This window comes from Polynucleobacter sp. AP-Sving-400A-A2 (assembly GCF_018688155.1).
In the GTDB taxonomy this organism is placed as follows: Bacteria; Pseudomonadota; Gammaproteobacteria; order Burkholderiales; family Burkholderiaceae; genus Polynucleobacter.
On record NZ_CP061312.1, the window covers coordinates 788,448 to 802,109 of the forward strand.

Annotated in this window: 14 protein-coding genes; 11 read left to right on the forward strand and 3 right to left on the reverse strand. The window is 43.9% G+C overall.

From position 1 onward, the window contains the following. Position 1: 1 nt before the first annotated feature. The 9 genes from folP (at position 2) to phoR (ending at position 8,998) form a co-directional block, all read left to right on the forward strand. Positions 2 to 874, forward strand: a complete 873-nt coding sequence (gene folP, locus C2758_RS04145) for a dihydropteroate synthase (RefSeq protein ID WP_251369256.1) — start codon at positions 2 to 4, stop codon at positions 872 to 874. 40 nt (positions 875 to 914) lie between these two features. Beyond that, complete coding sequence (glmM, locus tag C2758_RS04150; protein WP_215329719.1) at positions 915 to 2,258, forward strand: phosphoglucosamine mutase; 1,344 nt, start codon at positions 915 to 917, stop codon at positions 2,256 to 2,258. A gap of 114 nt (positions 2,259 to 2,372) precedes the next feature. Continuing rightward, entirely contained in the window at positions 2,373 to 3,395 is a 1,023-nt protein-coding gene (gene pstS / locus C2758_RS04155) for a phosphate ABC transporter substrate-binding protein PstS (RefSeq protein WP_215329720.1), read from the forward strand. An 87-nt stretch (positions 3,396 to 3,482) separates the two neighbouring features. Continuing rightward, positions 3,483 to 4,472, forward strand: a complete 990-nt coding sequence (pstC, locus tag C2758_RS04160) for a phosphate ABC transporter permease subunit PstC (protein ID WP_215329721.1) — start codon at positions 3,483 to 3,485, stop codon at positions 4,470 to 4,472. Then, positions 4,469 to 5,335: a phosphate ABC transporter permease PstA gene (pstA, locus tag C2758_RS04165; RefSeq protein ID WP_215329722.1), complete on the forward strand. Its 867-nt coding sequence runs from the start codon at positions 4,469 to 4,471 to the stop codon at positions 5,333 to 5,335. The genes pstC and pstA overlap by 4 nt, the downstream gene beginning before the upstream one ends. A gap of 56 nt (positions 5,336 to 5,391) precedes the next feature. Continuing rightward, positions 5,392 to 6,183 (forward strand): phosphate ABC transporter ATP-binding protein PstB, encoded by a 792-nt coding sequence (gene pstB, locus C2758_RS04170; protein WP_215329723.1) that lies wholly within the window; start codon positions 5,392 to 5,394, stop codon positions 6,181 to 6,183. A gap of 12 nt (positions 6,184 to 6,195) precedes the next feature. After that, complete coding sequence (gene phoU, locus C2758_RS04175) at positions 6,196 to 6,903, forward strand: phosphate signaling complex protein PhoU (protein ID WP_215329724.1); 708 nt, start codon at positions 6,196 to 6,198, stop codon at positions 6,901 to 6,903. Between the two features lie 21 nt (positions 6,904 to 6,924). Next, positions 6,925 to 7,638 carry a phosphate regulon transcriptional regulator PhoB gene (phoB, locus tag C2758_RS04180; protein WP_215329725.1) on the forward strand — a complete coding sequence of 238 codons (714 nt, stop codon included), beginning with the start codon at positions 6,925 to 6,927 and terminating at the stop codon, positions 7,636 to 7,638. A gap of 61 nt (positions 7,639 to 7,699) precedes the next feature. After that, positions 7,700 to 8,998, forward strand: coding sequence for a phosphate regulon sensor histidine kinase PhoR (phoR, locus tag C2758_RS04185; protein ID WP_215329726.1), 1,299 nt, complete (start codon positions 7,700 to 7,702; stop codon positions 8,996 to 8,998). Positions 8,999 to 9,013: 15 nt separating this feature from the next. On the opposite strand, the gene C2758_RS04190 is transcribed toward phoR, so the two are convergent. The 3 genes from C2758_RS04190 to C2758_RS04200 all read right to left on the reverse strand — a co-directional run bounded on the left by C2758_RS04190 (position 9,014) and on the right by C2758_RS04200 (position 11,447). Continuing rightward, entirely contained in the window at positions 9,014 to 9,238 is a 225-nt protein-coding gene (locus tag C2758_RS04190) for a hypothetical protein (RefSeq protein ID WP_215306664.1), read from the reverse strand. 160 nt (positions 9,239 to 9,398) lie between these two features. After that, positions 9,399 to 10,409 (reverse strand): CorA family divalent cation transporter, encoded by a 1,011-nt coding sequence (locus C2758_RS04195; RefSeq protein ID WP_251369257.1) that lies wholly within the window; start codon positions 10,407 to 10,409, stop codon positions 9,399 to 9,401. 207 nt (positions 10,410 to 10,616) lie between these two features. Next, on the reverse strand, positions 10,617 to 11,447 hold the full coding sequence (locus C2758_RS04200; protein ID WP_215329727.1) for a hypothetical protein: 831 nt from the start codon (positions 11,445 to 11,447) through the stop codon (positions 10,617 to 10,619). A gap of 154 nt (positions 11,448 to 11,601) precedes the next feature. On the opposite strand from C2758_RS04200, the gene C2758_RS04205 reads away from it, so the two are divergent. Together C2758_RS04205 and C2758_RS04210 are read left to right on the forward strand one after the other, a co-directional pair. Continuing rightward, positions 11,602 to 11,784, forward strand: a complete 183-nt coding sequence (locus C2758_RS04205; RefSeq protein WP_215329728.1) for a hypothetical protein — start codon at positions 11,602 to 11,604, stop codon at positions 11,782 to 11,784. Between the two features lie 36 nt (positions 11,785 to 11,820). Next, positions 11,821 to 13,572, forward strand: a complete 1,752-nt coding sequence (locus tag C2758_RS04210) for an alkaline phosphatase (protein ID WP_215329729.1) — start codon at positions 11,821 to 11,823, stop codon at positions 13,570 to 13,572. Positions 13,573 to 13,662 lie beyond the last annotated feature (90 nt).

Consider the following 13,662-nt stretch of genomic DNA (forward strand, 5'->3'; position numbering starts at 1 on the left):
GGTGAGTAAGCAAACTCTGCCCGCAACATGGCGTTGCGGGCGTTTTCTTTTTGACTTTAGCAAACGTCAGCGCCCACTAGTGATGGGTATTCTTAATGCCACGCCAGATTCCTTTTCGGATGGCGGCAAGTTCAGAACCCCAAGCGATGCTATTGCTCAAGCAGAGCGCATGATCGCCGATGGTGCAGATCTCATTGATATCGGTGGTGAGTCGACTCGCCCTGGTGCGGAACCGGTCTCTCTACAAGAGGAATTAGATCGCGTCTTGCCAGTGATTGAGGCTTTAAAAGATTGCGGCCTTGCCTTATCAATTGATACCTATAAAGCCGAGACTATGCGCCAGGCCCTGAATGCTGGAGTTGATTGTGTCAATGACATCTGGGCATTGCGACAAGAGGGTGCAGTAGAAGCCATCATCGAGAACGACCAGCACAATCCAAACAAGCAGTGTGGCCTTGTCCTCATGCACATGCAGCGTGATCCACAAACCATGCAATTTGATCCTGAATATCAAGACGTCATTGCAGAAGTGAAACAGTTTTTACAAGAGCGCGCACAGTTACTGCAAAAGAAGGGCGTCGCTCAAAATCGCATCGCCATTGATCCTGGCTTTGGCTTTGGTAAAAGTCTAGAGCACAACCTCAAGATGCTGGCAGATTTTGATCAATTCTCACAATTAGCTTACTCGGTACTGGCCGGGATGTCTCGTAAATCCATGCTGGGAAAATTAACGGGTCGAGACACCAATGACCGCGTGGCACCCAGCGTGGCAGCCGCTATTCTGGCTACCGATCGAGGAGCTCGTATTATCCGCGTACATGACGTTCAAGAGACAGTCGACTCCTTGAAGCTCTGGGAAGCCATTCAGGAATAAGCTGACTAGTCGTATACCTACAAGTTTTATAATCAAGCCCATGAAAAAACAATACTTTGGTACTGATGGCATCCGCGGTGAAGTAGGGCAATTTCCGATTGTTCCAGAATTCATCACGCGCCTTGGCTATGCTGCAGGCATAGTACTGAGTAGCCAGGCAAAGCCTGGAGAGCGTTGCAAGATTCTGATTGGTAAAGATACCCGTATATCAGGTTACTTATTAGAGGCGGCTTTAGAAGCGGGATTTGCTGCCGCAGGTGTCGATGTGATGTTGTGTGGCCCAATGCCAACTCCTGGGGTTGCTTACCTTACTAAAGCATTGCGTTTATCTGCCGGTGTAGTCATTTCTGCTTCACACAATCCCTATCAAGATAACGGTATCAAATTCTTCTCAGCAGATGGTGGTAAGTTAAGCGATGAGTTTGAGTTGGCTATTGAGGCTGAGCTCGCTAAACCGATGGGTTGTGTCAGTTCAAAAGAATTAGGTAAAGCATTTCGTATTGATGATGCTACTGGTCGTTATATTGAGTTCTGTAAATCTACTTTTCCTGGAGAGCTTAATCTCAAGGGAATGAAGTTGGTTGTGGATTGCGCACATGGCGCTGCGTACCATATCGCCCCCCATGTCTTTCATGAGCTTGGCGCAGAAGTCATCTCGATTGGTGTTCAGCCCGATGGCCGCAACATTAATGATGGCTTTGGCGCAACAGCCCCAGCTGCATTAATTGCGAAGGTTAAAGAAACCAAAGCTGATCTCGGTATTGCTTTAGATGGCGATGCCGATCGTTTGCAAATGGTCGATGCCTCTGGCCGATTGTTTAACGGCGATGAACTGCTATACGTTCTGGCAAAAGACCGGATTGATCGCGGCCAAGCCATTGGTGGAGTTGTTGGCACCTTGATGACGAATCTTGCTGTGGAAAATGCAATTGAGAGTTTAGGAATCGGATTTGAGCGTGCTAATGTAGGCGACCGTTATGTCTTGGAATTACTCAAACAAAAAGGCTGGATTATTGGTGGCGAAGGCTCAGGCCATTTGCTTTGTTTGGATCAACACTCAACCGGTGATGGGACTATTGCCGCATTGCAAGTGTTGGCAGCGATGAGTCAGGCTAAGAAAAGCTTAGCTCAGCTCCTAGATTCCGTAAAGCTCTTCCCGCAAGTACTCCTCAATATCAAGTTCAAGCCTGGTTATGACTGGAAGTCCGATAAGACCCTTCATTCCCAAGTAAGCCAGGTTGAAAGTGATCTCAAGAGTACGGGTAGGGTGCTGATCCGCGCCTCAGGTACAGAACCCGTCCTACGGGTCATGGTGGAGGCTCATGATAGTAATGTAGCGATGAGCGCAGCTAAGAGCATCGCTGAACTGGTACCAAAATTATAAGTATTTGATTTAATTGGATTAATTTCAGTTAAAACACTTGTCACAAAAGAGTCATACATACATCGTATCGTCCTCATATCGCAATGTTGCGTAATTTTTTGAGGAACGATCCACATGAACTCATTTTTGAAAAAAGCGTTGGTTATTAGCGCGATTTCATTTGCCCAAGTTGCATTCGCAGCCGACATGACTGGTGCTGGCGCAACATTCCCATATCCAATTTACGCTAAATGGGCCGAAGCCTACAAAGCAAAAACCGGTTCTAACCTGAACTATCAATCTATCGGTTCTTCCGGTGGCATCAAGCAAATCAAAGCAAAGACTGTTGATTTCGGTGCAACCGACAATCCAGTGAAATTCGAAGACTTAGAAAAAGATGGCATGGTTCAGTTTCCAGCCATCATCGGTGGAGTAGTGCCTGTCATTAACGTAGAAGGTGTTAAGCCATACGAGTTGAAGTTATCTCCTGATACCTTGTCTGATATTTTCCAGGGTGTTATTACCAACTGGAATGACAAGCGCATTGTGTTGAACAATCCTGGCATGAAGATGCCTGACTTGCCAATTACTGTAGTGCATCGTGCTGATGGTTCTGGAACTACCGCAATTTTTACAAACTACTTGGCAAAAGTGAGCCAGAACTGGAAAGATGCTGTTGGTGAAGGCGCCGCTGTTAAATGGCCCGCTGTCTCATCTGTTGGCGGTAAAGGTAACGAAGGTGTTGCTGCAAACGTATCTCGTGTCAAAGGCGCAATCGGATATGTTGAGTATGCCTATGCCAAGAAAAATAAAATGACCAGCGTTTCCATGAAGAACAAAGATGGTCAATTTGTTCAGCCTGATGACATCACCTTTGCTGCTGCAGCTGCAGGAACAGACTGGTCTAAGATTCCAGGTATGGGTACATTTATTACCAATGCAGCTGGTGCTAAATCATGGCCAATTACTGGTGCATCTTTCATCCTCTTGTACAAGAATCCAGAAAATAAATCGAATGCTGCTGAAGTAATCAAGTTCTTTGACTTTGCATTTAAGGATGGCAAGAAAATGGCAGAAGAGTTAGATTACGTGCCAATGCCTGACGTTACAACAGACTTCATCCGTAAGAATGTTTTCTCAAAGGTAGTTACTAAGTAAGGTTTAATGATTAAGGTTTCTTAATCATTAATGAATAACAGCTCCACCAAAAGTGGGGCTGTTTCAATATTTAAATAAGCACAATCTATGATTGAATCGACCCAGTCTCACGCAGCACCGACGCCTCAGGCGCTTCGAATTGCTAAGTTGCAGCGTATTCAAGATTTCTTGTTTCATGCAATTACTCAATTTTTTGCTTTATCGGTTCTGATTGCTTTGATCGGCATCATCATTTCACTCATCATCAACGCGTGGCCAGCACTCGATAAATTCGGTATCGGCTTCTTCTTCACCAAAGAGTGGGATATTGTTAATGGCGAGTTTGGTGGGTTAATCGCCATATACGGCACCATTGTTACTTCTTTCATCGCCTTGCTCATTGCAGTGCCTTTAAGTTTTGGTATTGCAGTATTTTTAACGGAGTTATGCCCAAGCTCCTTACGTAGGCCTTTAGGTACTGCAGTTGAACTACTCGCTGCAGTTCCTTCCATCATCTACGGTATGTTTGGCCTCTTCATCTTCGCTCCTTTATTTGCCGACTACATCCAGCCTGCATTAGCCGCTACTTTGGGTCAAATTCCTGGCTTCGGAATTCTATTTTCTGGTGCATTTAATGGTATCGGAATTCTTTGTGCTGGACTTATTTTGGCAATGATGATTTTGCCCTTTATCGCTTCAGTGATGCGTGATGTATTTGAAATCGTTCCCCCAGTTTTAAAAGAGTCTGCCTATGGTATTGGCTGTACTACCTGGGAAGTGGTTAAAAACGTCGTCCTCCCTTACACCAAAGCAGGTGTAATCGGTGGGATCATGCTGGGATTAGGCAGGGCGCTTGGCGAGACTATGGCTGTGACCTTTGTGATTGGTAATGCCCATCGCTTATCCCCATCATTATTTGCTCCGGGCAATTCAATTGCCTCCACATTGGCAAACGAGTTTGGTGAAGCTGAGCTCGGACCTCATTACTCCTCTTTGTTTGCTTTGGGTCTTGCGCTATTTATGATTACCTTCATAGTCTTGGCGATTGCCAAATGGATGTTAGCTAGCATGGAGAAAAAACAAGGGTTGAAAACATGAGAGGCCTGTCAAACATCAATCCCGCAATTTTTGCTAAACGCAAGCGCACAAATAAGATTGGCCTAGTGCTTTCTACTGGTGCCATGGTTTTGGGAATGGCATTTCTCTTGTGGATTTTGAGTATCCTTTTCATCAAGGGATTTTCTTCAATCAACCTTGATGTGTTCACGCAAAGTACTCCTGCGCCTGGGTCTGAGGGCGGTGGTTTAGCGAATGCTATTCTTGGAAGCCTCATGATTGTTGCCAGTTGTACTTTGATTAGTACCCCAATTGGTGTTCTTGCTGGCCTATATCTTTCTGAATACGGTGACAGAAGTAAAGTAGCTTCGATAACTCGCTTTGTTACTGACATCATGCTATCAGCACCATCTATTGTGATTGGTTTGTTTGTATATGCGATCGTAGTCGCGCAAGTTCGGCACTTTTCGGGCTGGGCTGGTACGATTGCTTTGGCCTTGATTGCTATTCCAGTAGTAGTGCGCACTACAGAAAATATGTTGCGCTTAGTTCCCGGTAGCTTACGAGAGGCGGCCTATGCCCTGGGTACTCCGAAGTGGAAAGTAGCGTTTATGATTACCTTACGGGCTGCTCAAAGCGGTGTTATTACTGGTATCTTGTTGGCTCTTGCTCGCGTCAGTGGTGAAACAGCGCCTCTGCTGTTTACTGCCTTGAATAACCAATTCTTCACAACCAATATGAATGCTCCGATGGCGAACTTGCCAGTAGTCATTTTCCAGTTTGCAATGAGCCCATATGACAACTGGGTTAATCTCGCCTGGGCAGCTGCATTGTTAATTACCTTTGCAGTTCTTGGATTAAATATCCTTGCGCGTGTTGTCTTCCGTGAAAAAGTGCAAAGTTAATGGCTAATATGAAAACAATGTTTGACTTAAATACAATCGATAGTCAAGGAAACAGAATGAATGATACTACAAATATGCAAGAAGCCAAAGAGGTTAAAAATGCGCTTGAAGTGCGTAATTTAAATTTCTTTTACGGTTCTTTTCAAGGTCTTAAGGATATCAATTTGGATATCGAAGAGGGTAAGGTTACTGCGTTTATCGGTCCTTCCGGTTGTGGCAAATCTACCTTACTTCGGACCTTAAACCGCATGTATGATCTTTATCCTGGCCAACGTGCTGAGGGTGAAATTAACTTCTACGGCCAGAATACTCTAGAGCCTGGGCAGGACCTCAATTTATTGCGCTCAAGAATTGGTATGGTTTTTCAAAAGCCAACTCCCTTCCCAATGTCTATTTATGAAAATATCGCGTTCGGTGTGCGTCTTTATGAGAAGCTTTCACGTTCCGAAATGGATGAACGTGTAGAGTGGGCCTTAAATAAGGCTGCATTATGGAATGAAGCCAAAGACAAATTAAATCAAAGCGGTTTATCTCTCTCCGGTGGTCAGCAGCAGCGTTTATGTATTGCTCGTGGTGTGGCTGTTAAACCGTCCGTAATTTTGCTAGATGAGCCCACCTCTGCTTTGGATCCCATCTCTACAGGTAAGATTGAAGAGTTAATTAATGAACTGAAGCATGAGTACACGATTGCGATTGTTACTCATAATATGCAGCAAGCCGCTCGTGTATCGGATTACACTGCCTATATGTATCTAGGAAGCTTAATTGAGTTCGGCAAGACAGATGAAATCTTCATCAAGCCTAAGCGTAAAGAAACAGAAGATTACATTACCGGCCGTTTCGGTTAATTGGAGAAATATATGCCAGATAGACACCTTTCATCACAGTTTGATGCAGACTTAAATTCACTTTCTAGCCGTTTATTAGAAATGGGTGGACTTGTCGAGTCTCAGATTTCAACGGCGATGCGTGCTTTCACGCAAATGGATATTGATACTTGTAATGTGGTCATCCAGAACGAAAAGCTCGTAAATGATCTGGAGATCCAGATTGACTTGGCTTGTACAGAATTAATTGCCCGTCGTCAGCCTACGGCACGAGATCTCCGTCTTGTCATGGCTGTTTCAAAAGCGATTACTAATCTTGAGCGTGCCGGCGATGAAGCTGAGCGTGTTGCTAAAAGAACGAAGCGCCTAATTGAAGCTGGGGCTACTCACAATATTAACGTTGCAGAAATTCGTTTATCCGGACAGATGGCCATTTCTCTTTTGCGCCGTAGCTTGGATGCATTCGCAAGGTTAGACACCATTGCTGCTGCAGAAGTAGTACAAGAAGATCGCCAAATTGATGAAGAGTTCAGAGGCTTTGTTCGCAAGCTGATTTCATACATGATGGAAGATCCACATACGATTTCAACAGGACTGGATATGTTGACTATTGCAAAGGCGATTGAGCGTATTGGCGATCATGCAAAGAATATTGCTGAATTCGTGATTTATATTGCTAAAGGCTCTGATGTGCGCCATATTCCTCATGAGGATTTGGTTCGCGAGGCAAATAAACCGTAACTAATCAAAGCGGAATTTCAGATGACTCACCGAATATTGATTGTTGAGGATGAGCCTTCGATTGCTGAACTGATTGCAATCAACCTGACTCACGCAGGTTACGAGGTTGAGAGAGCCCTCCAAACTGATCTTGCTATGAATATCATGCGAGATAAGCTTCCTTCTCTTCTTATTTTGGACTGGATGCTCCCTGGAAAGTCGGGTGTTCAGTTTGCAAAAGAGCTCCGCTCAAATGAGCGTACCCGTTCCTTGCCTATTCTGATGTTGACAGCTAAGAGCGATGAGTCCGATAAGGTCCTCGGCCTAGACTCTGGTGCCGATGACTATGTCACCAAGCCTTTTTCACCCAAAGAGCTAGTTGCGCGTGTTAAGGCCCTTTTACGCCGCCAGACTCCAATAGAAGACTCTGGGCCTTTGGCCGTGGGCCCATTAAGAATGGATCCACTCTCTCATCGTGTCACTGCTATATGGCCTAATATGGATCCACAATCCATCCCCTTGGGGCCTACCGAATATCGCCTATTGCAGTTCTTGATGGCCAACCCTGAAAGAGTGCACTCTCGGGCAAATTTACTCGATAAGGTCTGGGGAAATGAAGTCTATATCGAGGAGCGGACGGTCGATGTTCACATCAAGAGATTAAGGGCGGCTCTAGCTCCTACGGACTCTGATCGCTACATAGAGACGGTTCGTGGAAGCGGTTATCGAATTACCAAGATGCCGACCCAGACCTAATTAGAATCGTGCCCTAACTGGGTTTTTGGATCTAATAGAGCGGATGCTCTAAGATTGTCGAATGTTATCCGTTATTTCTCGTTTTATTGTGCTGATTTGCCTGGCTTTTCTTGCGGCATACATAGCGTCCTCCAATTTGGGCCCCTTTTCAGGGGTTGCTGCGGCAATAGCTGTGCTCGCAGTGCCCTTGATTTATTCGTATATCAATTTAGCTCGTTTAAGAAAATTCACATTATCTGATTCTGTTGAATCCATGCCTTTGCCGAGTGGCTATTGGGAAGAGATCTTTTTTCGTCTTCAACGTTTAGTTCGCAATCTCAAGCAACAAATACTATCTATTGAAAAACAGCACAATCGCTTCATTGAGGCTTTTCAGGCTTCTCCTAATGGCATTGTGATGCTGGATAGTGAAGATCATATTGAGTGGTGCAATGGCATTGCTGAGCGTTTCTTTGGCTTGAGTTTTAAGCGTGATGCGCTTCAGAAGATTAATTTTCTGATTCGACGCCCAGAATTTATCCAGTATTTATATAAGAGGGCTTTTGAGGACCCATTGTTGATGGAGCGAATGGGCCCAAACTCTAATCTGAGTTTAATGTTACAAATTTTCCCATTCGGTGATCAACGCCATCTCTTGCTTGTGCAGGACGTAACTGATCTTCAGAAGGCAGATGCAATGCGACGTGATTTCGTAGCAAATGTTTCGCATGAAATGAGAACGCCAATTACTGTGTTGATGGGTTTTTTAGAGACTATGCAGTCGCTTGACTTAGATAGATCCCAGCAAAGTCAATATTTTGAAATGATGATGTCTCAGGCTCAGCGAATGAAGAGTTTGGTGGAAGACTTATTGACTCTTGCAAATCTAGAGGCAAACACCTTGCCTGCCCCAACACAAGAAATCAGCATTGCTACTCTGATGGCGCTTTTAAAGAATGATGCAGAGGCGCTTTCTCAAGGCCGTCATATCCTTAGCTTTGAGATCTCAAATCCAAATAACTTGATGGGGGAAGAGCGGGAGATTCTTTCTGCCTTTGGGAATCTAGTTTCCAATGCTATTCGTTACACACCAGACACCGCTTCAATTCAGGTGCGATGGAGAATAAATGAACGTGGTGAAGGTGAGTTTTCAGTTGTTGACACGGGGCCTGGCATTGCATCAGAGCATCTATCTAGACTGACCGAGCGTTTTTATCGCGTGGATAGAAGTCGATCTAGGGATACTGGAGGCACTGGTTTGGGTTTAGCAATTGTGAAACATATTGCAAACCGCCATCAAGCCCAACTCATCATTACTAGTACGCCCGGACAGGGCAGCACTTTTACTCTTCGATTTCCTAAGGAGCGTATTTCAGCTTAAAGGCACTGATATTACTTAGTCCTTTTTATCTTTCTTATCTTTCTTATCTTTTTTTTCTTTTTTCTTCTTAGACTCTTTCGGCAGCTTATCTAGCTTACCGTTGGCATACAGGCACCACACCTTGATTTCCTCAAGCAGTTCAGTTAAGTCTTCATAAGATAGATTTTTAAAGTCTTGAAGGCCAATAGCGCCAGACTCTTGTAGCTGTTTTACAGCGTCTTCATATTTATAATCACTCATGGGTATCCGGGTAAAAGTAATAAGAACGAATACATGCTAGCAAAGTTATATGACAAAACTGCTTTTTTAGCATCCGGAAGGGCATTTAATCTGGATCTGAGAAGATTTCGATAGGTAATTCCCGTCTCCGCTGGGTCGCTGGCTCTCAAAGCCAGCTTTTTTAAATGATTTTTCTGACTTTAAGGGCAATGTATACAGCAGCACCAGCGCTAGCCATTAGCACCATCACAACATAGAAGGATTCTTTGAGGCCGGGTAGATCTTCCATATTCATCCCCATGATGCCAGTTAAAAGCGTCATTGGTAAGAAAATTACGGTCATCACAGACAGGACTTGCAGATTTCTGGCATTGAATTGGGCAACGTGAGCAGCTTGTTCATCCTGCAATACTTTTGCACGATCATATAAATTGGAAATCTCTTGCACCAAGAACGAGAGTAATTCTAAATCTTCATTTAAGCGGAACTTATCGTCCTCAGAGAACCAGTAAGGAAGGCGTTTTTGTAGGCGATGTAAGGCAATGAGTTCGGGTGAGAATTGACGTCTTAGACGGCTGCATTGGATTCGAATCCTGCCCAAAAATTCATGTTCAGGAAGCTCTTTACCCTTTAGTAGAAGCTCCTCCAAGTCATCCATCGTTTCGGATAGATTAATGAGTAGGCTACGCAAATACTCTGCACGTAAATCAATCAGCTCATGGAAGAGCTCAATTGCAGAGTGGGGGTTGAGTAATCCGGAGCGTAAATCAGATCGCAAACGATCAGTTGTTCTTAGTGGGATATTTCGTAAGGAGATCATGAGCCGCGGGGTAAGAATGGCCCACAGGGTACCTAAGTCACCATTACCAAGATCATCCCCAAACTCCTGCTCAAAATCATTCATCACCATCAATAGGCAATCATCTAGCTTTTCAATTCTTTCTAGGCGACTACGAGTTACGCCCTCATCGATCATCTCTACAACCCGATCTGGAATAAGGGAAGTGTTTTTAAGCCAGCGCTGCACTTGAGAGTTGGACAGGTTGAGATGTAACCAAACCGATAAATCTGAATTACTTAAGGCATCTGCAATATCAAACAAGGGAATTTCATAGTTCTTCCCATCAGCAGTCATTGCCCAAGCAAAAACAACGCCATTAATGGGGAAGGGAAGTGTTGCAGTTAAAGTCAAAATGAATTTCCTAAGGTGGTAAAAAATATTTGTTCATTACATGAATCTGACATCAAGCTGCAATACTCAAGTAATAAGATATAAGTAATTTATGTTCATCAACTCTGGGGAGGTTTATATGAAACGATTTTTTATTAAAGCTCTGATTATTTGGCACGACATCAGGGTGGCCTATCGCAATCGGAATATGCAACACCGTCTTGGTAGTTAAAATCGCCATGTGAAACCGATCTCTGAGCGAGAGGCATTGATGCCTGAGTTGCTCATAATGACGCCCATATTTGCAGCGCTTTTCATATAAGAGATGCCAATATCAAGGCTATCACTTGCCGATATGATAGCTGCAACTAAGGCATAGTTTCTAAGATATTGTTCTGTACTCGGTGGATTGGTTGTTAGACCTAAATCCAATGCCAGCCTGACTTTGTCAGTCACCTTCCAAACGGGGGCTGTTGAGAAAAACCAAATATTAGTTCTATTTTCAACTGTACCTGCACCAAGCCTGTAATTGGTGTTGTAGAGAGATTTGCTATACATTCCATTGAAGTGAATTTCCACCACATCCCAATATCGTGAAGCAATCAGATTGACGCCATAATTTGGTAGTGCGAGACCCAATCCTGCAACTTGCTGCTGTGGAGATCCGGGCAGGGTGATGCTGGGTTTTACTGCTAAGCCCCACCGATCATTTTCAGCAAAGCGCCATTTCATGGCTATTACCTTATTAGATACAGGCGAGAATCTGCCTCTTGGAGCTGCAAAGTAGGTGCCACCTAAAGATAGCTCGATATTATCTGCGACTCCTCGGGTGTAGGTAAATGGGAATGCCCTAGCATCTTGCCCGCCGAAATACTCTTCGCCAGGAGTAATCACATCTGCAGGATTAGCTGATCCGCTGCCATGTGAAGCCGTAGTAAAAAAATACTGTTCAATCTGATTTAAACCCTTAGGCACCGTACCAGCATCATCTGTATTGAGTGGTTCAAATGCTTTACATGCCAGTGGAATCAGCAGTAAAAGGAGGGCAATCGATCGCATTTAACTTGAATGCCTAAAATTAAAACTTTAATTGCGGAACATTACAAATCCATGTCAAAAAAGCAGATTCCCTAGTGAATTCACCAAAGAATTGCAATCAATCTGAAATATTTCTCCCTTAAGATAGTATTAAACCATTTATCAGGGAAATATCATGAGTCATCATGGCGATATCAACTTGTCAACCATATTTCGGCCTAATCTCTATGCTCATACGCAAGATGGTGCAAATATTAAGCACGAATTTCTCAATGAAAAATATGAAAAGACTGAGCACTCTGCCAGCATATTTCTTGTTGATCAAAAGTACGCTTTAAACCTTGACGAGCTCATTTAAATTTTAAACTGCCAACTCTTTCCTAAGAAATTACCTATGCCCATCATCAAAGTTGCCTACCCCATTTTATTTATTACCCTTCTTCTTCAGGCAATTTGGGTTGAGGCTGCGGCTATTTATCCAATTAACAAGGCTTCGATTCTTGTTGGATCTTCATTTGACATCAAAATTGAATTTGATCAAGAGTACAAATTAGAGGATTTGGATATTCAACTCAATAATGCCCCTATCAAAGCGCAGATCAAGTCACAGCCAATCTATATCGCAAATGAATCGGGTAAAGGAAGTTCCCTAATCTATCGAGACGTTCAGCTAGCAAAGCCTGGCCAATATTCTCTGATTGCTAAGGGGGGTCAGGAAAGTATTCAGGTCATTTGGGATATCTATGCAAGCGGCCCTCGAAAAGTAAAAAATATCATTCTTTTCGTGGGTGATGGTATGACTATCGCCAATAGAACCTCTGCACGTGTTTTATCTAAAGGGATAACCGAAGGCAAGTACCAGGGTAAGTTGTCATTTGATGACATGCCTAATATGGCGCTAATCGGCACGTCAGGCTCTGACTCACTCATTACCGATTCTGCAAACTCGATGAGTGCCTATACAACCGGTCATAAGACTGCTGTGAATGCCATGGGGGTGTATGTTTCACGGGCGGCAGACAACTTATCCCACCCGAAAGTGGAAACTATTTCTGAATTAATTAAACGCAAAACTAAAATGTCCGTTGGCATTGTTTCGGATGCCGAACTACAGGATGCAACTCCAGGCGCTATGGTGGCTCACACCAGAAGGCGCGCAGATAAGCCATATATTGCCGATCAACTATTTGCCAGCGGGGCGGAGGTCATTTTAGGTGGAGGCTCCGCTTACTTCTACCCTCAGTCTACTAAAGGGTCAAAGCGTAAAGATGATAAAAATCTAGTATCCCAATTCGAAACTTCGGGATATGCCATTGCTTTAAACAAGCAAGAGCTATTAGCAGCAGGTAATGCCAAGGAAACTAAAAAGCTATTTGGAGTATTCCATCCGGACAATATGGATGGTTCCTTAGATCGATTTTTCCTAAAGAAAAATACAGTAGCGCAATATCCAGATCAGCCTGATTTGACAGAGATGACGCAAGCAGCGATCAACGTTTTATCCAAAAATCCGAATGGCTTTTTCTTGATGGTTGAGGCTGCCTTAATTGATAAGTTTAATCATCCCTTAGACTGGGAGCGGGCTGCTTTTGACACCATCATGTTGAGTAATGCCGTACAAATTGCTAAAGATTTTGCAAAGAAAAACCCAGACACTTTGATCATTGTTACGCCTGACCATACCCATAGCGGCTCAATCAGTGGCGTTGTAAACGACGCTAAGCCAGGCCCCTTAAGAGAAAAGGTTGGGGTATATGCAGATGCTGGCTACCCGAACTATCCTAAAGCGGATGTGGCAGGCTATCCAAATCAGATTGATGTAAGTAAGCGTTTGGCCTTCTTTTATGGGAACTACCCTGATCACTATGAAACGCTTCATCCAAAACTAGATGGCACATTTAAGCCGGCAGTCAAAGACGAGTCTGGCAAGTATGTTGCTAATCCCAAATATATCCAGCTTCAAGAAGATGCTATTCATATGCCAGGTAACCTGCCCTCACACCAAGAGGTGGGGGTTCACACGGCCGATGATGCAGTGCTCAATGCCATGGGGCCCGGATCTGAAAAGTTCAGGGGATTCATGGATAACACTGAGGTATTTAAGGTAATGGTTGAAACCCTCGGCCTGGGTTATTCCAAGCGTTAGCAAGTAAATTTAACAGTACCTTCTATTTATTGATGTATAGCTATTATTCAATGCCTTTGTAGTTCACAATGAATGCTAACAAGTAATCTC